General features: G+C 67.7%; 19 protein-coding genes. 9 read left to right on the top strand and 10 right to left on the bottom strand.

Going from position 1 to position 23,675, the window contains the following annotated elements; translation table 11 throughout:
* Positions 1–17: 17 nt before the first annotated feature.
* From mfd to rlmJ, 3 genes are all read right to left on the bottom strand, one after another.
* Entirely contained in the window at positions 18–3,482 is a 3,465-nt protein-coding gene (gene mfd, locus AB839_RS11955) for a transcription-repair coupling factor (protein WP_061479524.1), read from the bottom strand.
* A 149-nt stretch (positions 3,483–3,631) separates the two neighbouring features.
* Positions 3,632–4,177: a GNAT family N-acetyltransferase gene (locus AB839_RS11950; RefSeq protein WP_004150340.1), complete on the bottom strand. Its 546-nt coding sequence runs from the start codon at positions 4,175–4,177 to the stop codon at positions 3,632–3,634.
* A gap of 95 nt (positions 4,178–4,272) precedes the next feature.
* On the bottom strand, positions 4,273–5,130 hold the full coding sequence (rlmJ, locus tag AB839_RS11945) for a 23S rRNA (adenine(2030)-N(6))-methyltransferase RlmJ (protein WP_061479523.1): 858 nt from the start codon (positions 5,128–5,130) through the stop codon (positions 4,273–4,275).
* Between the two features lie 35 nt (positions 5,131–5,165).
* On the opposite strand from rlmJ, the gene creB reads away from it, so the two are divergent.
* The 7 genes from creB to AB839_RS11910 all read left to right on the top strand — a co-directional run bounded on the left by creB (position 5,166) and on the right by AB839_RS11910 (position 13,007).
* Positions 5,166–5,891, top strand: a complete 726-nt coding sequence (gene creB / locus AB839_RS11940) for a two-component system response regulator CreB (RefSeq protein WP_072166850.1) — start codon at positions 5,166–5,168, stop codon at positions 5,889–5,891.
* Between the two features lie 3 nt (positions 5,892–5,894).
* Positions 5,895–7,355 (top strand): two-component system sensor histidine kinase CreC, encoded by a 1,461-nt coding sequence (gene creC / locus AB839_RS11935; RefSeq protein ID WP_005415794.1) that lies wholly within the window; start codon positions 5,895–5,897, stop codon positions 7,353–7,355.
* Positions 7,356–7,436: 81 nt separating this feature from the next.
* Positions 7,437–8,756 (top strand): cell envelope integrity protein CreD, encoded by a 1,320-nt coding sequence (gene creD, locus AB839_RS11930; protein ID WP_049413546.1) that lies wholly within the window; start codon positions 7,437–7,439, stop codon positions 8,754–8,756.
* 10 nt (positions 8,757–8,766) lie between these two features.
* On the top strand, positions 8,767–9,177 hold the full coding sequence (locus AB839_RS11925) for a hypothetical protein (RefSeq protein WP_005415796.1): 411 nt from the start codon (positions 8,767–8,769) through the stop codon (positions 9,175–9,177).
* 154 nt (positions 9,178–9,331) lie between these two features.
* Positions 9,332–10,924 carry a M20/M25/M40 family metallo-hydrolase gene (locus AB839_RS11920; protein WP_061479522.1) on the top strand — a complete coding sequence of 531 codons (1,593 nt, stop codon included), beginning with the start codon at positions 9,332–9,334 and terminating at the stop codon, positions 10,922–10,924.
* Positions 10,925–11,077: 153 nt separating this feature from the next.
* The gene (gene gltX, locus AB839_RS11915; protein WP_061479521.1) at positions 11,078–12,481 is read left to right on the top strand and encodes a glutamate--tRNA ligase; all 1,404 of its coding nucleotides are present in this window, start codon (positions 11,078–11,080) and stop codon (positions 12,479–12,481) included.
* A 34-nt stretch (positions 12,482–12,515) separates the two neighbouring features.
* Entirely contained in the window at positions 12,516–13,007 is a 492-nt protein-coding gene (locus AB839_RS11910; protein ID WP_005415799.1) for a Fur family transcriptional regulator, read from the top strand.
* A gap of 94 nt (positions 13,008–13,101) precedes the next feature.
* Here the strand turns inward: AB839_RS11910 and AB839_RS11905 are convergent, their stop codons facing one another.
* From AB839_RS11905 to AB839_RS11890, 4 genes are all read right to left on the bottom strand, one after another.
* Entirely contained in the window at positions 13,102–14,256 is a 1,155-nt protein-coding gene (locus AB839_RS11905; RefSeq protein WP_061479520.1) for an HlyD family secretion protein, read from the bottom strand.
* Between the two features lie 10 nt (positions 14,257–14,266).
* Positions 14,267–15,940 carry an MFS transporter gene (locus AB839_RS11900; protein WP_061479519.1) on the bottom strand — a complete coding sequence of 558 codons (1,674 nt, stop codon included), beginning with the start codon at positions 15,938–15,940 and terminating at the stop codon, positions 14,267–14,269.
* The gene (locus tag AB839_RS11895; protein WP_005415802.1) at positions 15,940–16,506 is read right to left on the bottom strand and encodes a TetR/AcrR family transcriptional regulator; all 567 of its coding nucleotides are present in this window, start codon (positions 16,504–16,506) and stop codon (positions 15,940–15,942) included. Before AB839_RS11895 ends, AB839_RS11900 begins: the two co-directional genes overlap by 1 nt.
* Positions 16,507–16,760: 254 nt before the next feature.
* Positions 16,761–18,968: a TonB-dependent receptor gene (locus AB839_RS11890; protein ID WP_061479518.1), complete on the bottom strand. Its 2,208-nt coding sequence runs from the start codon at positions 18,966–18,968 to the stop codon at positions 16,761–16,763.
* 134 nt (positions 18,969–19,102) lie between these two features.
* On the opposite strand from AB839_RS11890, the gene AB839_RS11885 reads away from it, so the two are divergent.
* Entirely contained in the window at positions 19,103–19,516 is a 414-nt protein-coding gene (locus AB839_RS11885; protein WP_005415804.1) for a MerC domain-containing protein, read from the top strand.
* A gap of 110 nt (positions 19,517–19,626) precedes the next feature.
* The gene (locus tag AB839_RS11880; RefSeq protein ID WP_010483110.1) at positions 19,627–19,806 is read left to right on the top strand and encodes a 30S ribosomal protein THX; all 180 of its coding nucleotides are present in this window, start codon (positions 19,627–19,629) and stop codon (positions 19,804–19,806) included.
* A 130-nt stretch (positions 19,807–19,936) separates the two neighbouring features.
* Here the strand turns inward: AB839_RS11880 and AB839_RS11875 are convergent, their stop codons facing one another.
* The 3 genes from AB839_RS11875 to AB839_RS11865 form a co-directional block, all read right to left on the bottom strand.
* Entirely contained in the window at positions 19,937–21,187 is a 1,251-nt protein-coding gene (locus AB839_RS11875) for an ectonucleotide pyrophosphatase/phosphodiesterase (RefSeq protein ID WP_061479517.1), read from the bottom strand.
* 484 nt (positions 21,188–21,671) lie between these two features.
* A complete protein-coding gene (locus AB839_RS11870; protein ID WP_061479516.1) occupies positions 21,672–22,163 on the bottom strand; it encodes a methylated-DNA--[protein]-cysteine S-methyltransferase in 492 nt (163 codons plus the stop codon).
* Entirely contained in the window at positions 22,160–23,638 is a 1,479-nt protein-coding gene (locus tag AB839_RS11865; RefSeq protein ID WP_061479515.1) for a DNA-3-methyladenine glycosylase 2, read from the bottom strand. Before AB839_RS11865 ends, AB839_RS11870 begins: the two co-directional genes overlap by 4 nt.
* Positions 23,639–23,675 lie beyond the last annotated feature (37 nt).

Genomic DNA, 23,675 nt, shown 5'->3' with positions numbered 1-23,675 from the left:
GGGTGTTCGGGGGGCGATCAACCCGGGGCGAGGGTGGTCAGAAGGGCGCGGGCCGCATTGAAGCGGTCTTCCGGCAACGGCAGCGGGTGCTTGATGCGCAGCTTGTCGGGCCCTTCCATGGCATAGAGGTTCGGTTGTTTCTGGATCAGCTGGATCACCGCCATCGGATCGATGTTCGGCTTGGACTCGAACACGATGCGGCCGCCGTTCTCGCCCAGGTCGAGCTTGCGGATGCCCAGCGTATTGGCTTTCAGCTTCAGCTCGGCGATGGCGAACAGGTGCTTGGCTGCATCCGGCAGCAGGCCGAAGCGGTCGATCATCTCCACCTGCAGTTCGCGCAGCGCATCGCTGTCGCGCGCGCTGGAAATGCGCTTGTACAGGGTCAGGCGGGTGTGCACGTCCGGCAGGTAGTCTTCCGGGATCAGCGCCGGCACATGCAGCTCGACCTCGGCGCCGCGCACTTCCTCACCGGCATCCAGGTCGGGCAGCTTGCCCTGCTTGATGCTGCGTACCGCGCGTTCCAGCAACTCGGTATACAGGCTGAAGCCGACCTCGGCCATCTGCCCGCTCTGGTCCTCGCCCAGCAGTTCACCGGCGCCGCGGATTTCCAGATCGTGGGTGGCCAGGGTGAAGCCGGCGCCCAGCTCGTCCATCGAGGCGATCGCTTCCAGGCGCTTCTCGGCGTCGGGGGTGATCGCGCGACGGTCGGGGGTGATCAGGTAGGCGTAGGCACGGTGGTGCGAACGGCCGACGCGGCCACGCAGCTGGTGCAGCTGGGCCAGGCCGAAACGGTCGGCACGGTTGATGATGATGGTGTTGGCGTTGGGGATGTCGATGCCCGATTCGATGATCGTGGTCGACAGCAGCACGTTGAAGCGCTGCTTCTGGAAATCCAGCATCACCTTTTCCAGTTCGCGCTCGGGCATCTGCCCGTGGGCGATGCCGATGCGTGCCTCCGGCACCAGCTCGGACAGCTCGCGCTGCATGCGGCCGATGCTCTCCACGTCGTTGTGCAGGAAGTACAGCTGGCCACCGCGAGCCAGTTCGCGCTGGAACGCTTCGCGCAGCAGCGCGTTGTCCCACTGGGTGATGAAGGTCTGCACCGCCAGCCGGTTCGGCGGTGGCGTGGCGATGATCGACAGGTCACGCAGGCCGGCCATGGCCATGTTCAAGGTGCGCGGGATCGGCGTGGCGGTCAGGGTCAGCAGGTGCACATTGGCGCGCAGCGCCTTCAGCGCTTCCTTCTGGCGCACGCCGAATCGCTGCTCCTCGTCGACGATGACCATGCCCAGGTCCTTGAACTTCACGTCCGGCTGCAGCAGGCGATGGGTGCCGACGATGACGTCGATGGTGCCAGCGGCCACCTTCTCCAGTTCGGCCTTGATTTCCTTGCTGGTCTTGAAGCGCGACAGCACTTCGACCTTCAGCGGGTAATCGGCGAAACGGTCGCGGAAGTTGCGGTAATGCTGCTCGGCCAGCAGCGTGGTCGGCACCAGCACCGCCACCTGCTTGCCGGCACTGGCCGCAGCAAATGCAGCGCGCACCGCCACCTCGGTCTTGCCGAAGCCGACGTCGCCGCAGACCACGCGGTCCATCGGCTGGCTGCTGGCCAGGTCGCGCAGGGTGGCATCGATCGCGGCCAGCTGGTCGGGGGTTTCCTCGAACGGGAATCCGGCGGCGAACGGCTCGTACATCGCGCGGTCGACCTGCAGTGCCAGGCCGGCACGCGCCTGGCGGCGGGCCTGGATCTCCAGCAGTTCGGCGGCCACATCGCGCACCTTCTCGGCGGCCTTGCGCTTGGCCTTGCTCCATTGCTCGCCACCGAGCGAATGCAGCGGTGCGGTTTCCGCCGAAGCGCCGGAGTAGCGGCTGATCAGGTGCAGCTGGGCGACCGGTACATACAGGCGGTCGCCCTTCGCATATTCGATCTCGAGGAACTCGCCGGGCATGCCGCCGACGTCCATCGCGATCAGGCCACGGTAGCGGCCGACGCCATGATCCTCGTGCACGATCGGCGCACCCTCGGTCAGCTCGCCGAGGTCGCGGATGATCGCCTCCGGCTCGCGGCCGGCACGGCGCGTGCGGCGGGTGCTGCCGGCGCGCTCGGGGAACAGCTGGCGCTCGGTCAGCACCGCGATGCGCGGATCGTCCAGCGCGAAGCCATCTTCCAGCGGCGCCACCGCGATCGCGAAGCGCGCATCGCTAGCGAGGAAACTGGGCAGGTCGGCCACCACCGGCGGCTTCAGCTCGGCGGCCTGCAGCACTTCCAGCAGTGCCTCGCGGCGGCCGGGCGAATCGGCGGCGATCAGTACCCGGCCCGGATAATGGCCGAGGAAGGATTTCAGCGCATCGCCGGCGGGGGCTTCGCGTGCGGCCACCGGCAGCGGGGGCAGCGGCTGGTCGCCCAGCGCGTGCGCGTCTGCGATGCGTGCGTGGTCGGCGGCCCATACCTCGATGCGCGGGGCGTCATTCAGGCGCTCGCGCAGCAGCTCCGGCGACAGGTACAGCGCCGACGGCGGCAGCAGCGGCCGTTCCACATCGTGGCGGCGCTGCTCATAACGCTCGCCGGTCTGCGCCCAGAACGCCTCGGCGGCTTCGCCGGCACCGGCACAGACCACTGGCAGGCTGCCGCTGGGCAGGTAGTCGAACAGGGTTGCGGTGCGCTCGAAGAACAGCGGCAGGTAGTACTCGACGCCGGCCGGCGCCAGCCCGGATTTCAGATCCTGGTACAGCGCGCTGCGCCGGGTATCGACATCGAAGCGCTCGCGCAGCGTGGCCAGCACGCGGGCGATGCTGGCCTCGTCCATGGGCACTTCGCGGCCCGGCAGCATGTGCACGGCCTCGACCTTGTCCAGCGAACGCTGGCTTTCCGGATCGAAGGCACGGATCGAATCGATGTCCTCGTCCAGCAGTTCCACCCGCAGCGGCTCGCCGGCGCCCATCGGGAACACGTCGAGCAGGCCACCGCGCACGGCGAAGTCACCCGGGTCCATCACCTGCGGCACGTTGCGGTAGCCGGCGCTTTCCAGGCGGCGCTTCTCGGCTTCCAGATCCAGGCGCTGGCCGACCTTCAGGTCGAAGCTGCCACCAATGACGTAGCTGCGCGGGGCCAGCTGCTGCAGCAGGGTCTGCACCGGCACGATCACCAGGCCACGCTTCAGCGTGGGCAGGCGGTGCAGGGCAGCCAGGCGCTGCGAGATGATGTCCGGATGCGGGCTGAAGCGGTCGTAGGGCAGGGTTTCCCAGTCCGGGAAGGCGACCACCGGCAGGGCCGGGTCACCACCGAGCAGGGTCTGCAGGTCGGCTTCGAGCTGGTTGGCGCCGTGGTTGTCACGGGCGATCACCAGCAGCGGAGCGTCGTGCACGCGCGCTGCCTGGGCCAGGTACCAGGCCAGTGCGGTGGGCGAGGCGGGGGCGCGCCACCAGGCGCGGAGCTGGCCGGCGCGCGGCAGCGGCGGGGCGGGGTATGAGGTACGCGACATGGACCCCGGATTTTAGCAGAAGCCCGATCCGGCTCCTGTGCGTCGTGCCGGCCGGTTGCCGGCAGCCTCATGTGCCGTTGGCGGAGCGGAATGCCGGCCAGCGGCTGGCACTACCGGGAGACGTGGCCGGGCAGGGCCCGGCGCATCCGTCAGTTGTCCAGCTCCAGCACCATCCGGACCAGGCCTTCGGCGCCGGTCGGGTGCGGCACCGGCTTGAAGCCCAGCGACGCGGCCAGCTGCTTCATCGGTTCGTTCTCGGCGGCAACGTCGCCGTACAGGCGGTCCAGGTACTTGCCACGGCCCCACTTCACCAGCTTGCGCATCAGCTGCCGTCCCAGGCCTTGCCCGATCAGGAAGCGGCTGATCAGGATCGCGTACTCGGCTTCACGGGTGCCGGGGATGATCGAGGCCCGGGCGACCGCGCCGACCACCGCTTCGCCAGCGGGCAGGGACTCGGCTGCGACCAGGGTGATCTCGGTCTTGGGGTTGGGGTGGGTCAGGCGCTGGGTGGTTTCCGGCGACAGCTCGGTCACCGCCTGCAGGAAACGATCACGGATTTCTTCCGGCCCGAACAGGCTGAATGCCGCTTGCAGCGGTGCGCCATCTTCCGGGCGGATGGGGCGGATCAGCAGCTCGTGGCCGCTGGGAGCCTTGAAGATCTCATGCCAGGGCGGCATGCGGTTGCGAGTGGCCATACCGGGTGATTCCTTGGTGGTCCATCGATTGTGGCATCACCGGGGCTGCGTTCCGTGAACGAAAGGCTCACGGCGGTACAGCCTCGTGAAGGCCGTTATTCGGGGGCTTTGAGCCAGTCCAGGCGGGTGCTGGCCCCGGGTTCGCCCAGGTGCTGGCGCAGCGCCGGCAGGGCCGGACCGACCACGCGGTCGAACTGCCACGGCGGGTTGAGCAGCAGCATGCCGCTGCCGTTGAGGCGCAGCGGCGAGTCGTCCGGGCGCACCAGGAACTCGATCGTCATCGCCGATTTCACCGGCAGGGCGGTGGCCTTGCGCAGGAAGTGCAGGATGGTGCGGCGCTGCTTGATCGGGAACCAGACCGCACAGGTGGCCTGCGGCCAGCGTGCCAGGGTCTCGGTCAGGGCGGCCAGGATGTTCTGGTATTCGGCGTCTTGGGCCTCGTACGGGGGGTCGATCAGCACCAGGCCTCGGCCGATCTTGCTGCCGTTGAACCTGGGCGGCAGCAGCGAGCGCAGCAGGGCGTAACCATCGCCGGGGCGCACGTCGACGCGGCTGTCATGGGCAAACAGGGCCTTCAACGTGGCCGCTTCGGCTTCCTGCAGCTCGCAGACCGCCATGCGGTCCTGCGCACGCATGGCCTGTGCGCTCAGCAGCGGCGAGCCCGGGTAGTTGGTCAGTGCGCCCACGGGATTGTCGGCCTGCACCGCCTTCAGGTAGCGCTCGACCACCTCCGGCAGCCTGGGCTGGGCCATCAGCCGCATGATCCCGGACTCGGCCTCGAGGGTCTTGCGGCTCTCTTCGCTGGCCAGCAGGTAACGGCCGGCACCGCCGTGGGTATCGAGCACGAAGAACGGGCTGTCCTTGCGCTTGAAGCTGTCGATCAGGGCCAGCTGCACGATGTGCTTGAGCACATCGGCGTGGTTGCCGGCATGGAAGGCGTGGCGATAGTTCATGGGCGGCAGTGTACGGGGCGGCGGCCGCAGCGGCTATGCTGCGCGCCATGACAGCTCCTGTTGCCCATGTCCTGGTCGTCGAAGACGAAGCCGCCATCGCCGAAACCGTGCTTTATGCGCTGCGCAGCGAGGGCTATGCCGCCAGCCACTGCCTGCTCGGTGGCGAGGCCCTGAAGCGCCTGCAGGCCGGGGATATCGACGTGGTGGTGCTGGACGTGGGCCTGCCCGACCTGGGCGGCTTCGAGGTGTGCCGGCGGCTGCGCGCGCAGCCCGGGCCGGCGGCCCAGCTGCCGGTGATCTTCCTGACCGCCCGCAACGATGAAGTGGACCGCGTGCTGGGCCTGGAACTGGGCGCCGACGATTACATGACCAAGCCGTTCTCGCCGCGTGAGCTGGTGGCGCGGGTGCGTGCGCGCCTGCGTCGCGCCGCACCGGTCGCGGCAGCCCCCGGCGCCGATGCGGGCTGGCAGGAACATGGTGCCTTCGCCATCGACCGCGAAGGCCGGCGCATCCGCTTCCGCGGCCACGCGCTGGACCTGACCCGCTACGAGTACGCGTTGCTGGAAGCGCTGCTGCAGCGGCCGGGCGCCATTCTCAGTCGCGCCCAGTTGATGGATCGCGGCTGGGACAGCAGCGCCGACAGTGCCGACCGCACCGTCGACACCCATGTAAAGACGTTGCGCGCCAAGCTGCGCGCAGCCGGTGCCAGCGACGATCCGATCCGCACCCACCGTGGCCTCGGCTACGCGCTGGAGGTCTAGCCGATGCGCCTGGTCCTGAAGCTGTTCCTCGGCTTCTTCCTGATCACCGGCATCGCCGCGTTCTTCGTGATGCGCGTGTTCGTCAACGAAGTGAAGCCGGGTGTGCGCCAGGCGATGGAATCGACCCTGGTCGATGCCGCCAACGTGCTGGCCGAGATGGCGGCGGCCGATGTCAAGGACGGCACCATCCGTAGCGGCAGCTTCACCCGCAACCTGGCCAAGGCGCGGCAGCGTGACCTGAAGGCGATGGTCTGGCGCTTTCCCAAGCGCTCACTGGACTACCGGGTGACCATCACCGATGCCAAGGGCATCGTCATCTACGACTCGCTGGGCCGCGACCTGGGGCGTGACAATTCGCGCTGGAACGATGTCTACCGCACCCTGCGTGGCGAGTACGGCGCCCGCTCCAGCCCGGAAGTGCCAGGCGAAGAAGGCGATACGGTGATGCATGTGGCGGCGCCGGTATACGACCCGGCCGATGGCCGCACCCTGATCGGCGTGCTCAGCCTGGCCCAGCCCAACCGCAGCATCGATCCGTTCATTGCGGCCAGCCAGCGCGCCATCATCGAGCGCGGCGCCTGGCTGATCGGATTGTCGGCGCTGGTTGGCGTGCTGGTGACGATGTGGCTCACCACGGGCCTTGGCCAGCTCAGCCGCTATGCACGGGCGGTCAGCGCCGGCGAACCGGTGCCACCGCCGCGGCGTCGCCGCGACGAGATCGGCGACCTGGGCCAGGCACTGGAAACGATGCGCCGCAAGCTGGAGGGCAAGGCCTACGTCGAGCAGTACGTGCAGTCGCTGACGCATGAAATGAAGAGTCCGTTGGCGGCGATCCGCGGTGCCGCCGAGCTGCTGCAGGAGCCGCTGCCGGAGGCCGACCGCGTGCATTTCGCGCGCAGCATCGTCGATCAACAGGAGCGGCTGACCGAAACGATCGACAAGCTGCTGGCGCTGGCCGAAGTGGAACAGCACGGCTGGCTGCAGACCCGCGATCCGATCGCGCTGCCAACCTTGCTGGCCGACGCAGCGGCGGCCGCGCAGGTGCGCGCGCAGGCGGCAGGCGTGCAGGTGCGCATCGGCAGCGTGCCCGACATGCGCGTGCAGGGTGATGCCTATCTGCTGCGGCAGGCGTTGCACAACCTGATCGACAACGCCATTGCCTTCTCACCGCCCGGCGCGGACATCGCGCTGCAGGCCGAGGTGGACGGGCCGGGCGTGCGCCTGCAGGTAGCGGATCGCGGTGCCGGCATTCCCGACTACGCGCGCGAACGGGTGTTCGAACGCTTCTATTCGCTGGCACGCCCCGGCAGCGGCCGGCGCAGTTCCGGCCTGGGCCTGCCGTTCGTGCAGGAAGTGGCTCGCCTGCATGACGGACGCGCCAGCCTCGACGCCCGCGATGGCGGTGGCACGGTGGCAAGCCTGTGGCTGCCGTTGGGTGCTGCGGGCCAGCGCCCGCGCCGCTGACTTCACACTCGCTTCAAATTCGCCACAAACCCTGCTCACCGCAGCGGTGCATCCTGCAGCCCTCTCCAACGAGGATGGACCATGAAATCCCTGAAGATGCTGCTGCGGTTCGCCATTGTCGGCGGGCTGATCCTGTTGTTGCTGGTGCCGCTGATGATGATCCGCGGGGTGATCACCGAACGCAGCCAGTACCGCGACGAGGCCTTTGCGCGGGTGGCCGACAGCCGTGCGGGCACGCAGCAGCTGGTGGGCCCGGTGCGGGTGGTGCCGTGGGTGGAACGCAAGCAGGTTGAACTGGTTGACCCGCTGGGCGTCAAGAAGACCGAGGTGCAGGTCACCGAGGGGCACTGGCTGCAGATGCCGGCGTCGCTGGAGGTGGGCGGTGAGATGCTGCCGAGCCAGCGCGAAGTCGGCCTGTTCAAGGTGCCGGTGTACAGCTGGAACGGCCAGATGAAGGCGAGCTTCGCCGCTGACGATTATCCGGTGAAGGCAGGGCGCACGTATGGCCAGCCGTATGTGGCGGTGGGAATTTCCGATGTGCGCGGCCTGGTCGGTACACCGAACCTGCGCGTGGATGGCAAGCAGCTGCGCCTGCTGCCGGGCGTCGGCGTGGCCAGCGAAGTCGGCCGTGGCCTGCATGCGCCGGTGGCCGGTTTCGCTGCGGATCAGGGCGGCACGCTGGCGGCCAGCACCGTTGAACTGGAGCTGCGCCTGGATGGCAGCCGCATGCTGTCGGTGGTGCCGGTGGGCGATGACACCCACATCGCGCTGCGTTCGAGCTGGCCGCATCCGTCGTTCAGCGGTGCGTTCCTGCCCAACGAGCGGCGCGTTGATGCACAGGGATTCGACGCGCGCTGGGCGGTGTCCTCGCTGGCCTCCGACGCACAGCGGCAGCTGCGCAATGAAGGTTCGGTCGACTCGCAGGCAGTGACGGTGTCGCTGGTCGATCCGGTCGATACCTACACCCAGGCCGACCGTGCGTCCAAGTACGGCGTGCTGTTCGTGCTGCTGACCTTCGTCGGCTTCATCCTGTTCGAGCTGATCAAGTCGCTGCGCATCCACCCGCTGCAGTACCTGATGGTCGGCCTGGCGCTGGCAATCTTCTTCCTGCTGCTGATCAGCCTGTCCGAACACATCGCGTTCTGGAAGGCCTACCTGGTTTCGGCGGTGGCCTGTATCGGCCTGCAGGCGGTGTACCTGGCCAACGTGCTGGGCCATTGGAAGCGCGGCCTCGGCTTCGCGGCCCTGCTGACCGTGCTGTACGGCGCGCTGTATGGCCTGCTGGTGTCGGAGAACAACGCGCTGCTGATGGGGTCGCTGCTGCTGTTCGTGATCCTGGCGCTGGCGATGTGGGTGACCCGCCGGGTCGACTGGTACGCGCTCGGCGCGGACCTGAAGTAAGGAGCACGCCATGGGCTGGCGCCAGGGATTGCGGCAACGGGCACGGCAGGGCATTCCGGCCCTGCTGGAAGTGGATGCACTGCTGCAGGCACATGGCGTGCTGGCGGCCCTGCCGGGGGCGCGGATCGCCCCCGGCCTGGTCCGCTTCCAGCTGGCGGCGGTGACCTGCGAAGGATTGCAGGGGCAGGGATTGCGTTGGCTGCAGGGTGCGCGGCAGGGACGCGGCGCGGTGGCCGGCCGGGTGCCGCGCTATCGGCCATGGAAGGCCGGCGCGGAGGCATTGGCCGAGATCGGCATCGGCGGCCTTCCGGATGACTGGCCGGCACACGCGGCGGTGTACGGCTGCAGCAGCGTCGACCGGCGGCACTGGTTGCTGTTGCTGCCGGAGCGGGCGCAGTTGTGGTTGGGATGGAGCGGGTGATTTGGCTTTGCGGGTACGAACCAACACTCTCCTGTGGGTGCGAACCTTGGTTCGCACGCTTCCGCGCCGTCCATGACCGATGGGACGGTATCGCCGCGCCCCGGCTGGCTAGACTCGATGGGTTGATGATCGAGCCGAAGGGCAGGGGTGCGATGTGTTGAAGTGGGGCGTGCTGGCCGCAGCGCTGGTGCTGGGTGGCAATGCAGGGGCGCAGCAGCGCGAGACGGTGGACCTGGACATGGTCAGCCGCATCCGCCAGGAGGCGTTCCACCGTTCGCAGGTGATGGACACCTTCAGCTATCTCACCGAGCGCATCGGCCCGCGCTTGAGCAATTCGCCGGCGATGGGCCGCGCCAATGCGTGGACCCGCGGCAAGTTCAACGAATGGAAGCTGGACAACGTCCACGACGAAGCCTTCGATGACTTCGGCCGCGGCTGGGAATTCACCTCTGCCAGCGTGGAAATGCTGGGCGACCGCGTGCAGCCGCTGCATGCGCTGCCCAAGGCCTGGACCCCCGGTACGAAGGGCCCGGTCGAAGGCGAGCTGGTGCAGGTCGACATCAAGAAGCCCGAAGACATCGAGAAGTACCGCGGCAAGCTGCGCGGCAAGATCCTCCTGCTGGGCGAGGCACGCGAATACAAGCGGGGCACCGAGCCCGATTCGCACCGCCACGACGCGACCTCGCTGGAGGGCCTGCAGGAGTTCACCCTGTCCAAGGACAAGGACGCTACCGCCGAGCGCGCCAAGCGGGTCAAGGAGTACCAGGAGCGCCAGCAGCTGGCGGCCAAGGTCAATGCGTTCTTCGTCGAAGAGGGCGCGCTGGCCTCGATCAGCATCAGCAGCTGGGACAACGGCATCATCCGCGTTGCCGGCGGCGGTTCGCGCAAGGCCGGTGAGCCGGTGGGCATCCCCGAACTGGCGATGATCAGCGAACACTTCAATCCGCTGGTGCGCGCGCTTCAGGCCAAGCAGACGGTGCGCCTGCGCGTGGATGTAGCGGCGCGCTTCACCGACGAGGCCGACCAGCCCGGCTACAACACGCTGGCCGAGATCCGCGGCAGCAGCAAGCCCGATGAAGTGGTGATGATCGGTGCGCACCTGGATTCGTGGCACAGCGGCACCGGTGCGGCCGACAACGCCGCCGGCGTGGCGGTGATGATGGAGGCGATGCGCATCCTCAAGGCCACCGGCGCCAAGCCCAGGCGCACCATCCGCGTGGCGCTGTGGAGCGGCGAGGAGCAGGGCCTGATCGGCTCGCAGGCCTACGTGGCCAAGCACTTCGGCAAGTTCCCGGAGCCGACCGACCCGGCCCAGAAAGCGCTGCCGGCGTCGCTGCGCGAGCCGACCGGTGCACTGCAGAAGACCCGCGATTACAGCAAGTTCCAGGTCTACTTCAACATGGACAACGGCTCGGGCCGCTTCCGTGGCATCTACGCGCAGGAAAACCTGGCGGCGATGCCGATCTTCGAAGCCTGGCTGGCGCCGTTCCATGACGTGGGCGCCACCACCGTGGCCACCCGCAACACCGGCAGTACCGACCACATCAGCTTCGATCGCATCGGCCTGCCGGGCTTCCAGTTCATCCAGGACCGGCTGGACTACTTCACCAACGTCCACCACAGCCACCTGGACACCTGGGACCACGCCGAACCGGAAGACCTGAAGCAGGCCGCGGCCATCGTCGCTTCGTTCGCCTACAACGCCGCAATGCGCGAGCCGTCCTTCCCGCGAAAGGCAGAACCGTAAAAAGGGACGGAGGGGATCAAGTCGTATCTCCCCTCCACTGCCCGGTTGAAGCCCCCCGGGCTGGGCAATCGCGACTTAATCCCCTCCGTCCCCTTTTTCCGTCGGGGGCGGTGGGCTGATAAAATCGGGGGATCCCCGTTCCTCGAGCCGTCCATGACCTGCCGCACCCGCTTCGCCCCCAGTCCCACTGGCTACCTGCACATCGGTGGTGCCCGCACCGCGCTGTACTGCTGGCTGGAGGCCCGTCACCGCGGCGGTGAGTTCGTGCTGCGCATCGAGGACACCGACCGCGAACGCAGCACCCAGGGCGCAATCGACGCCATCCTGGAGGCGATGGAGTGGCTGGGCCTGGACTACGACGAAGGCCCGATCTACCAGACCGACCGCGTCGCCCGTTACCAGGAAGTGGCCGAGCAGCTGATCGCCGAGGGCAAGGCGTACTACGCCTACGAGACCCGCGAGGAGCTGGATGCCATGCGCGAGGCCGCCATGGCCAGGCAGGAAAAGCCGCGCTACAACGGCGCTGCGCGCGATCTGGGCCTGCCCTACCGGGACGACCCGAACCGCGTCATCCGCTTCAAGAACCCGCTGGAAGGCACGGTGGTGTTCGATGACCTGATCAAGGGCCGCATCGAGATCGCCAACAGCGAGCTGGATGACATGGTCATCTTCCGCCCGGACGGCTACCCCACCTACAACTTCGCGGTGGTGGTGGACGACTGGGACATGGGCATCACCGAGGTCATCCGCGGCGACGACCACATCAACAACACCCCGCGCCAGATCAACCTGTATGAAGGCATCGGCGCGCCGGTGCCCAAGTTCGGCCACATGCCGATGATCCTGGACGAGCAGGGCGCCAAGCTGTCCAAGCGCACCGGTGCGGCTGACGTGATGCAGTACAAGGACGCCGGCTACCTGCCCGATGCGCTGCTGAGCTACCTGGCCCGCCTGGGTTGGTCGCATGGTGACCAGGAGCTGTTCAGCCGCCAGGAACTGATCGACCTGTTCGACGTGAAGGACTGCAATTCCAAAGCCTCGCGCCTGGACATGGCCAAGCTGGGCTGGGTCAACCAGCACTTCCTGAAGACCGAGGAGGTGGCCGTGATCGTGCCGCACCTGGTCTACCAGCTGCAGAAGCTGGGGCTGGACGTGGCCGCCGGCCCGGCTCCGGAGGATGTGGTGATCGCCCTGCGTGAACGCGTGCAGACCCTGAAGGAAATGGCCGAAAAGGCCGTGATCTGGTACCAGCCGCTGACCGAGTACGACGACGCGGCGGTGGCCAAGCACTTCAAGGCCGGAGCCGAGGTGGCGCTGGGCAAGGCCCGCGAGCTGCTGGCCGCGCTGCCGGAATGGACCGCCGAGTCGGTGGGCGTGGCCCTGCACGACGCGGCCGCAGCGCTGGAAATCGGCATGGGCAAGGTCGCCCAGCCGCTGCGCGTGGCCATCACCGGCACCCAGGTCAGCCCTGACATTTCCCATACCGTGTACCTGGCCGGCCGCGAGCAGGCCTTGAAACGCATTGATGTGGCCATCACCAAGGTAGCAACGGCCTGAGGCATCCTTGCCAGGCCCGAACCGGAGAACACGCATGCCTGCCAAGACCGCCACTGCCTGTACCGCCCCGCACCACCACGTCCACGACGCATCGGATTTCGTGGCGGTGGTCGAGCGTGTCTCGCGCGAACGCGGGCTGCGCCTGACCCCGATCCGCGCCAACGTGCTGAAGCTGATCGCCGAGGCCGGCAAGCCGGTCAAGGCCTACGAGCTGCTGGAATGGGTGCGCAACGGCAAGGGCGTGGGCGCTGATGCCCCGCCCACCGTGTACCGCGCGCTGGACTTCCTGATGGCCAATGGCTTTGTGCACAAGCTGGAGTCGGTGAATGCCTTCGTGGCCTGCCATCATCCAAGCAGCGCTGCGCATTCGGTGCCATTCCTGATCTGCAACAGCTGCCACAGCGCAGTGGAGCTGGAAGACCGCGAGATCGTCAGCCAGCTGGAGAAGCGGGCCAAGGAACTGGGCTTCCAGCCGCAGGCACAGACGCTGGAAGTGCACGGTCTCTGCGCGCGCTGCGCGGGGTAACGCAATGGTAGTGCCGGCCGCTGGCCGGGATCCTGAGTGGGGTCAGATCCCTTTGCCATTGGCAAAGGGATCTGACCCCGTTTCATGACAAGGGCTAGTCCTTCGGTTTGCCTGCCGTATCCACCCGCACGATCACCGACATGCCGGGCCGCAGCTGCGCGGCCAGCTTCTGGCCTTCATCGATCGATATCCGCACCGGCAGCCGCTGCACCACCTTGGTGAAGTTGCCGCTGGCATTGTCCGGGCGCAACACGCTGAACTCCGATCCGGTGGCGGGCGCGATCTCCTGCACGCGGCCCCTCAGCACCTGGCCCTGGAACGCGTCCACCGAGAACGTGGCCGGCTGGCCGATCGCCATTCCCCAGGTCTGGCCTTCCTTGTAGTTGGCCACCACCCACAGTGTGTCAGGTACCAGGAACAGCAGCTGCGAACCGGCGGCGACATACTGGCCCACGCGCACGCTGGCTTCACTGATCTGGCCGTCGCGCGGTGCGTGGATCACCGTGTTGGCCAGGTCGATGCGGGCCAGTTCCAGCTGCGCCTGTGCGCTTTCCACCTGGGCCTCCAGGCTCTTGCGCGCGACCTGGGTCGACACCAGTGTTTCCTCGGCGATGCGGATCTGCGCCTGCGACTGCTGCACGCTGGCCTGCGCCGAGGCTTGGCTGGTGCGGAACTTGTCGCGGTCATTGATCGACACCAACTGCTGCGCGGCCAGTTCCTCGTAGCGCTTCAGCTCGTTGCGCGAGCGCTGCAGTTCGGCCTGGCCGGCCGAGAGCGTGGCGCGCGCCGAGGCGATCTGCGCACGGTTCTGCGCCTGCGACTGGTCGGAGTTGGCCAGCGCCGCACGCGCACTGTCCAGCGTCGCCTGCGCCTGGGCGACGCGTTGGGCATAGATGCGGTCATCGATGCGCAGCAGCGGCTCGCCCTGCCTCACATGCTGGAAATCCTTCACCAGCACTTCGGTCACATAGCCGTTGACCTGTGGCGCCATCACGGTGATCTGGCCGCGCACATAGGCGTTGTCGGTCACCATCACGCTGCTGGTGAACGGCCACAGATGCCAGGCGCGCAGGATCAGCGCAATGCCCAGCAGGGCCACCACCACCATCACCACCACGCTGCGCGCGCTGGGCTTGAGATACTTCGGCGCGACTGCCGGTTCAACGGGCGTGGGCGCAGGTGCCGCGTCGGTCGGCGGCGGTGGCGTCACATTGTCGGCGTCGTCGGATCGGGGCGGAACGGGGGGCATGGCGGAGGACTCAGCGGTGCGCGGCCGGGGTGGCCGCAACGGGTGAAGTGGGGTGGCGCTTGCGCCATTGCTTGAGCACGGCGGTGCGCAGCGACAGCAGCAGCAACCAGCACAGGAAACCGATCGCCAGCCAACCGCTCAGGGTGAACACATCATTGAAGCCGCGCACATTGGCTTCGCGGCGCGTGGTCTGCGCCAGCTGCGCGCTGCCCTGCGCGCTGCGCAGCACCGGGTCGGTGATCTGTGCGCTGTACAGCTGTTGCTGGATGCGCAGGCGTTGAGCCACCACCGGATCGGCGGGGTCGAGCTGGCTGGTCAGCGCGCTGGAGTACAGTTGCTCGCGATGCAGCTGGAAGGTGCCCAGCACTGCCGAGCCGGCCAGGGCGCCCAGCGTCTGCGTGATCGACAGCGTCACCAGGAAGGTGATCATGTGGTCCACGCCCTGTTTCAACGCAGCGGAAATGCCGAGCATGATCAACGGGCCCATGAACATGCCGGCGCCGACCGAGGCCAGGAACTGGCTGGCGTAGAAATCGTGCGGCCGATCCATGCTGGTGCGGTGCTGGTCGAAGAAGGCGGCAGCGCCCAGCAGCAGGATCGCCATCAGCAGCTGGGCGATCAGCCGCTTCGGGCCGAAGGTCAGCGAGGCACCGGCGATGCCCACGATCACCCCGGCCAGAATCACCACGAACAGCGGCCGCATCTGGTCAGGCCCCATGCCGAGCGTGCGCATCAGGTTGACCACGCCATAGGACTGCTCGGTGGTCAGGAAGCGGATCAGGAAGGCGCCGACGATGAAATGCAGCACCGGCAGCGTCGACAGCCAGCGGATCTGCAGCAGTGGATTGCGCCGGTAGTGCTCGATGATCAAGGCGGTGGTGGACAGCACGATCGAGGCGACCAGGGCCCAGCCCAGCCACGGCGTGTTGAGCCACCAACGGGTGTAGCCCTGCGCCAATACGATCACCAGCAGCGCAACCGCCGGCGCCAGCAACGCGAAGGTAAGGAAATCCAGCGGCTCGAAGGCCTTCACCTGGATGCCGGGCGGCAGCTTCAACACCACCACGGCGGCGAACGCACACAGCGCCAGCCCGGCTTCAAACGAATAGAGCTGGTGCCATTGGCCGGTATCCACCAAGCCTGGTGAAACGATCCAGGCGATCGGCACCGCCAGCTGCGAAAGGCCGACGCCGACCACCAGCAGGTTGCCGGTAAAGCGGCGCGGCAGCGCCTGCAGCATGTACAGCGTGCCCAGTGTCGAACAGGCCGCGCCGGCGAAGCCGCTGGCGGCACGGGTCAGCATCGTGGTCTCGAAGCTGCCGACGAACAGGTGCAGCACCGCCAGCGCCGCATACAGCCCCAGCCCGATTTCGGCGAACAGGCGGATGCCGTACTGCTGGCGGAACTTGAAGGCCAGCAGGTTGGCGGTGACGTTGACCATGGCATAGGCCGCCACCAGCCAGCTGCCCTGGGTCGGGGTCAGCGCCAGCTGGCCCTGCAGGAACGGCAGGTTGGCGGTGACCAGCGCATTGCCGAGGCCGCCGGTGATCGCCACCAGCAGCGATACCAGCGCATAGGCCGCGCGCCGGTACGGCGGGTGCCAGGGCATCGACGCCGAGCCGGGCATGGTCGGCTTCTCATGCTCCTCCCAATCCGGAACCGGCTTCAGATACGGCTGGACCATCAGCGCGCCTCGCTGGTTGCTCCCTGGAGACCCCCGCGCAGCAGCTGCAGGGCGCGCCCGGCGAGGTGGGCGCGCTCGTCGCGGGTCTTGCCGCGCAGGGCCGCACCCAGCATGCCCGAGATCAGTGAAATATCCGTCTTCTCCAGATCGGCACGGCACAGTCCGGCGGCCTTGGCGCGGGCGATCGGCTCCTCCAGCAGGTCGCGCACGGTCTCGCGCGCCGCGCGCATGGCCGGCACGTCCGAATCGACCGCCCGCCAGTAATCGGCCAGTGCGGGCGAATCGATGATGCGCTGGGCCATGCCCTCGAACACCTCGAACAGGGCGTCGTCGCGGTCACCGAGCTGTTCGACCTGGCGCCGGATGCGATCAACCGTGCGCTGCAGCAGCGCCTGGATCAGCGCGGTGCGGTCGGGGAAGTTGCGGTACAGGGTGGCGCGGCCCACCTGGGCGCGTTCGACCACCAGGTCCAGTGGGGCAGTGACACCGTGTTGGCCGAACACATGATCGGCGGCGTCGAGGATGAGGGCACGGCGGGCAGCGGCATCGGCACGTTGGGCGGTCATGGAATTATTTTCGGACAAAAGTGTCCGATTGGCGAGACATTGGGTGACGGGATTGTCCGCTTGTTGTGGTACGCACATCTTTGTGACGGGTGTGTGAGCGAGGGCGCCGCGACCACGCTCACGCATAAAGGAACGGGGGGCCAGACGGCCCCCCGGGAGAGAGAATGGTATTCGTGGTGCGGCCCCGCCATGCGTTGAAGGGCGAGTGGGGGCAGAGCCTTTCCCGCGGAAAGGGATCCGCCCCCTGCATCCGATCAGAAGAACGCGCGGATGCCGAATGCGACCCCGCGGCCCGGCAGCGGCGAGTAGTCGCGCAGCAGCGAGGTATGCGGGCGCACTTCACGGTTGGTCAGGTTGCTGCCATCCAGGAAGACTTCGTAGCTGTTGCTGGCGTTGCGGTCCCAGCGGTAGGCCAGGTGCGCATCGACCAGGGTGTAGCCATCGCTCGGTGCTTCGTTCTGCGCGACGTCCTTCTGGCGGCTGTAGCGCACCGCACCGACCGAGGCGCGCCAGCCGTCCTTCGACCAGCGCAGGTCGGCGCCGACGCGGGCCGGGGCGATGCGCGGCAGGTAGCCGGTGTTGGCCAGTTCCACGCTGTAATTGTGGTTGTGGTCGCCGTGCGGCACGGCGATGTCAAGGTTGCGGCTGCCGCTGCCATCCAGCTTGGCCTTCACGTAGTCGCCGAACAGGCGCAGGTCCCAGTCACCGGCGCCGCCCTCGAACAGGTGCACCAGCGCTTCGGCCTCGGCGCCGCGGAACACCGCGTCCTGCTGGGTCCAGGCGCGCACCGGCAGCCCCTCGGTAACGCCGGTGTCGGCCAGGTAGATGAAGTCCTTGAACTTCGTCTGGTAGACCGAGGCGGAGAAGTCCAGGCGTTCGCTGTGGGTGTGGATACCCAGTTCCAGGCGCTGGCCGCGCTCGGTCTTCAGGTTGGCATCGCCGATTTCCAGCGAGCGGGTGGCGATGTGCGCGCCGGCGGCATACAGCTCTTCGTTGGTCGGTGCACGCTCGGAGCTGTCCACGCCGATGCGCAGGTCAACGGCGTCGTTGAGCTTCCAGATGCCAGCGGCAGACAGGTTGGTGGCACCGAACGTACGGCGGCGGTAGTCACCGGTCGGGTCCAGCTTGACCTGGTCGTGGCGGCCGCCCAGTTCCAGCTTGAACGGGCCGAACTGCTTTTCCTGCAGCACGAACAGGCCGATGTTCTTCGTGCCGGTATCCGGCACGAACGCCTCTTCGCCCTTGGCGCCGAAATCACTGTTGCCGAACTGCAGGCCGAAGGCGCCGTCCCAGCCGCCGATCTGCTGCTGTACCGCTTCCAGACGTGCCTCGATGCCCCGGTTGGTGAAGCGGGTCGACGGCGTGCCGGCCTCCAGCTCCACGTGCTCGTAGTCGGTGTAGGCCACGCGCGCGTTGATGTTCTTCAGGAACGAGACCGGGTCGTAGATGCCGGCCTTGGTCTCGAAGCGGTTCTGCACCATGTCGATGCGCACGTCGTGCTCGTCGCCGCCTTCTTCTTCATCGCCATGGTCGTGACCGTGGTCATGGCCATGATCATCACCATCGGCGTGCACGTGCGCGCCATTGGGAATGCCGTAGTTGGTGCGGTAGGTGCTGGCCGATACGCCGAAGTAGCCGCCGTCGCCCAGCCAGGTTGCGCCGACGCCGCCGGCGCGGGTACGGATGGAGCTGTTGTCGAGGCGGCCGCGACGCGGCTCTTCGCCTTCCTCGCCCGCGTGATCATGGTCGTGGTCGTCGTGGTGGTCTTCCAGGCTGTCGATCACCGCATAGCCGGGAATGCGGTAGTCGTCGCCATTGCGCACCAGGCCGTCCACATGAAGCACGACATTGCCGCTGACGCCATCGAGGCGGAACATGCCGCTGCGCTCGTTGTTCACCGAATTGCCGCGCAGTTCTGCGCGGCCGCTCAGAGGGCGCTCCGGCAGTTCGCGCGCGATGCGGCCATCGACCACATTGACCGCACCTCCGATGGCGCCGCTGCCGAACAGCAGCGTGGCCGGCCCCTTCAGCACTTCGATCTGGTCGGCCAGGAACGGCTCGATGCTGGTGGCATGGTCCGCACTGACGGTGGAGGCATCCATGTTGCCCATGCCGTTGGACAGCACGGCCACGCGCGGGCCTTCCTGGCCGCGGATGATCGGGCGCCCGACGCCGGGCCCGAAGAAGGTGCTCTGCACGCCGGGCAGCTTGGCCACGGTATCGCCGAGGGTGCCGGCCTTCTGCTCGTCCAGGCGTTCACCGGCCAGCACCTCCACCGGGCGTGCAAGGGATTCGGCATCGCCCTGCAGCGGCGACGCGGTGACCTGCACCGAGGACAGCTCGGTCAGGTGGCGGTCACGATGGGCGGTGTCCTGACCGGCTGCAAAGGCGCCGGACGGCAGCAGGGCGGCGAGGGCCAGAGCCAGGGAATGCGGCTTGAGCCGTGCGGTGTGGGTGGGCATGGATGGGTCCTTTGTTACACTGTATCAATCGCTGGGCGCACGAATCCCGTCGATGGGACGGGGGAAGGGAAAGCGTGCGGGTCGGGAAGGGATGTTATATTATTCCATAACGATTCGCCGCCCTGCTGGAAGTCATGTCCTTGTCCTCACGCCTGCGCCACCTGCTCGACCGTTTCGGTGCCACCGGTTCGATGCTGTGCGCGGTGCATTGCGCAGTCATCCCGGTGCTGCTGGCGGCAGCGCCCTCGCTGGGCCTGTCGTTCTGGCTGAGCGACGGCGTGGAACAGGCGCTGGTGCTGTTCGTGACCCTGCTTGGGCTGTTCAGCCTGGTCTGGGGCTACCGCCGCCATGGCGCGCTGCGTGCGCTGGGCTTCCTGATCCCCGGCCTGGTCGCGCTGTGGGCCGGCGTGCTGTACGAGCCGCTGCATCACAACGCCGTGCCGCATGCGGTGGTGATGACCATCGGCGGCCTGCTGGTGGGCGTTGCCCATCTGGTCAACCTGCGCCTGAACCACGGCCACGTACACGACGCCAGCTGCGCGCACTAGGCGCTCCGTGATAGGATTTTCGATCGTGCGCGGGGGCGCCCAGCAAGGCGGCCCCGCCGAACCCGTGTCAGTACGGGGTAACCAGATTTCACACTTGAGGAGTTGAAGACATGGGTAAGGGTGACCGCAAGACCGCCAAGGGCAAGCGCTACAACGCCAGCTACGGCAACGCCCGTTCGCACACCGCGAGCAAGGTCGCCGTAGGCGCCGCCGCCCCGGTTGCCAAGAAGACCGTGGCCAAGGCTCCGGCGAAGAAGGCCGTGGCGAAGAAGACCGTCGCCAAGGCCTGATCCGGCCAATCGACCGGTCCAAAGAAAACGCGGCGCCTGGCGCCGCGTTTTTTTATGCCCGTTTCTGTAGAGCCGAGCCCATGCTCGGCTGGCGCAATGCAGCCGAGCATGGGCTCGGCTCTACGGGAACTCAGCGCAGGGTCTTCTTCAGCGTTTCCGGATTGCCGTCGTTCGGCGCGGCCGGCACCTGCAGCAGGTGCGCCAGCAGTGGATAGACATCGACATTGTCGAAGCCATCGATCACCAGGCCCTGGCGGAACGACGGACCGCTGGCCACGAACACTGCACGCATGGACGGCAGCGCGTTGTCGTAGCCGTGCGAGCCGCGGTCCTGCTGTTCGCGCTTGGCGATCTTTTCCTGATGCAGGGCATCCCAGCCTTCATCCATCATGCAGACAATGGCGGGAATGCGCGGATGGTTGCCGTAGTGCAGGCGCGCCGGCAGTTTTTCTTTCTTCCAGCATTCGTAGTGCGCGTGGCGGCCGAGCAGAGCGCGTTCGGCGGCAGCTTCATGGCCGACCACCGGTGCGAAGCCGACCGACTGGCCCTGGCTGACATTGCGCGCAATCGCCGGGTCGACCATCGATTCGGTGGAGATCACCTGGCCGACCGGCACGCTGGCCATGCCATGGTCAGAGACCACGATCACATTGGTGGTTGCGGCCAGCCCACGTTGCTGGAGTCCGTCGAGCACCTGGCCGACGATCTGGTCGGCGCGCACGATGGCGTCGGCGTACTGCTTCGACTCGGGGCCGTAGTTGTGGCCGGCCTTGTCCACGTGTTCCATGTACAGCGTGGTCAGGCGGGGTGCATCGGCGTCGGTCTGTGCAAGCCAGTCGAGCACGATGCCGGCGCGCTGTTCCAGCGGTTCCTTGCCGTCGTAGATGCGCCACTGGCTGGGGCGTACGCCACGGATCTCCGATTCACTGCCCGGCCATGACGTGGTGGCCGAACGCACGCCAGCATTCTCGGCGCCGACCCAGATCGGTTCGCCGCCCCACCAGCCACTGGTGGTAACCGCTTCGCGATTGCTCAGCTCGAACCGGCCCAGTGCTTCATCGTCCATGCTGTTGTTGACGATGCCGTGGTGGTCCGGGCGCAGGCCGGTGACGATGGTGTAGTGGTTGGGGAAGGTCAGTGACGGATAGGACGGGGTCATCCAGCGTGCACGCACGCCGCCGTCGATCAGTCGCTGCAGGTTCGGCGTCAGGCCGCGATCCAGCGCGTCGGCGCGCAGGCCGTCGATGGAGATCAGCAGCAGCTTGGGCGGCGCCGCTGTTGCAACAGTGGTGGGAACAGAGGCGGAAGGGGCGGGTGCGGTGGTGCAGGCGGCCAAGGGCAGCAGCAGCGCCAGCGCGCAGGTCAGGCGTACGGAAGTCATCCGCGCATGATAGTGCGAGGTAATGACGCGCCCAAGACACGGCGCACTTTCGCGCGCCGTCTCCGCGCATTTTTCCTTATCCCCGCGCCTGTCGGCGCGCCCCCTTCAACAAGAAGGGGGCTTTTCTCCAGACACGTCCCTGATGCCCCATCCACGCATGGCGTGGATCGACATCTACCAACAGTTGCGCAGAATGACGTTCGGACAGATCGCCGGAACCTGTCGAAGACGGGGTGGGTCCGGTTGCGGGGGTGTCCGCGGCATGGGCCCGAGGCATGCCTCGGGCGGGTTGGGCAGGACGCCCAACCCCGGTCTTGCCGTGTGCGCAGGACAGCGCACACGAGCAAGCCGCGGCCAAGCCCCCATGGACGGGTTGACGGCGTCCCCCGCAGCCGGACCCACCACGCCATGCTTCGGAACGCTGCTGTTGCTTCGGCCGTTGCGGTTGCCTCTGCGGGTGCCGGGCGCAGCCCGGCCAGCCCTCTCAGGCGAACAGCGGTGCCTGGCGCTGTTCCAGCCGCAGCAGCGCGGCCTTGGTTTCCAGGCCGCCGCCGAAGCCGGTCAGTGCACCGTTGCTGCCGATCACGCGGTGGCAGGGCAGGATGATCGGCAATGGATTGCGGCCATTGGCCGCGCCCACCGCGCGGGTCGCGCTGGGCTGGCCCAGGTGCTGCGCCAACTGCAGATAGCTCCAGGTCTGGCCGAACGGAATCAACGCCAGCGCCTGCCAAACACGCAGCTGGAAAGGCGTGCCCCGTGGTGCCAGCTGCAGGTCGAACCGGCTGCGTTCACCGTGCAGGAACTGCAGCAGTTGTTCGCGCGCTTCGGGCAATGCGCCCGGCGCGTGATGCCAGCCGTCGCGCCCGCGCGCGGGGTGGCGGTTCTCCGGGAACAGCACGTGCGCAAGACCACGCTCGTCACCGGCGATGGTCAATACGCCGATCGGGCTGTCGAAACGATCGAACAACAGGGTCATGTCGGTTCTCCAACGAACGTGCCGGACAGGTGCCACAGGTGCAGCACCGCGTAGGCGCGCCAAGGGCGCCATGGTTGCGAGCGCGCTTCGGTCGCGCGTTCGCTGAGGCGCTGGCCCTGGGCGTGGCCGAGCACCTGCTGCAGTACAAGATCGCCGGCCGGGAAGGCATCGGGCTGGCCGAGTCCGCGCAGGGCAATGTACTGAGCGGTCCAGGGGCCGATGCCGGGCAGTGCAACGCAGCGGGCCACGAATTCCTCCAAGGCCTGGCCGGGCCCGAAGTCGAGCTGGCCGCTGGCGCAGGCGGCGGCCAGGGCGCGCACGGTGGCCGCGCGGCTGCGCGGCAGGCCGATGGATTCCAATGGTGCCTCGGCCAGTACCTCGGGCGCGGGGAACTGGCGATCGAATTCCGATGGCATGCCCGGCAGGTGCGCGCCATAGGCGTCGACCAGGCGCCGCGCGAAGGTGGTGGCCGCGGCCACGCTGACCTGCTGCCCGAGCACCGCGCGTACGCCCACCTCGAAACCATCCCAGCCGCCGGGTACGCGCAGTCCGGGGCGTTCGGCGATGCCACGCGCGAGCAGCGGTTCTTCGCCCAGCGCGGCATGGACCTGCTGCAGGTCGGCATCCAGATCAAACACCCGACGCACGCGGCGCACGATGTCGGGGATCAGGCGCGGATCCACCGCGCCCAATTGCAGGCGAAGCTCCGGGCGCTTCGAATCGGCGGTGACGCGCAGCAGGGTGGGGCGCTCCGGCGTGCCCAGTACGCGCTGGTAGCTGTCTTCGCCGATCAGTTCGATGCCGGGCAGGCTGCGTTTGCGCAGGAAGGCCAGCATGCGTGGGAAGTCCAGTGGTGGACGGTAGCCCAGGCGCAGCACCAGGCCGCCATCATCTGCAGCCAACGGTTGATGCTGGCGACGCAGGGCGGTCGGCGCCATCCCACAGCCCTGCAGGAACGCGGTATTGAAGCGGCGCAGGCTGTTGTAGCCGGCAGCCAGCGCGACGTCGGTCACCGCCAGCGTGGTTTCGGTCAGCAACTGTTTGGCCAGCAACAGGCGATGGGTTGCGTGGATCTGCCCGGGCGTCGCGCCGAGATGTTCGACGAACAGGCGCTGCAGCTGGCGCGCGCTCAGGCCGAGCTTCGTTGCAAGATCGGCCACCGGCTGCTCCTGCAGGAAGCCGCCGTGGATCAGCGCCAGTGCCCGCTGCACGGTCTGTCCGGCCAGGGCCTGCTGGGCCTGCGGTGCCAATTCCGGGCGGCAGCGCAGGCAGGGGCGGTACCCGGCGGCCGCAGCGGCCGCGGCGGTCGGAAAGTAGGTGATGTTGCGCGGCTTCGGCGGCGGTGCCGGGCACACCGGGCGGCAATAGATGCCGGTGCTGCGCACGGCGGTGAAGAACACGCCGTCGAAGCGTGCGTCGCGGGCCAGGCGGGCGCGGTCGCAGGCGGCGGTGTCGAGGGCGAGGGCGGTATCCATGGCGCCAGTCTAGGCCCGTGCGGGCGGCGATACTCGC

The organism is Stenotrophomonas sp. DDT-1, from assembly GCF_001580555.1.
GTDB lineage: Bacteria > Pseudomonadota > Gammaproteobacteria > Xanthomonadales > Xanthomonadaceae > Stenotrophomonas > Stenotrophomonas sepilia.
Note: the sequence above shows the minus strand (reverse complement) of the source record. Positions and strands in the feature narration are given on the sequence as shown.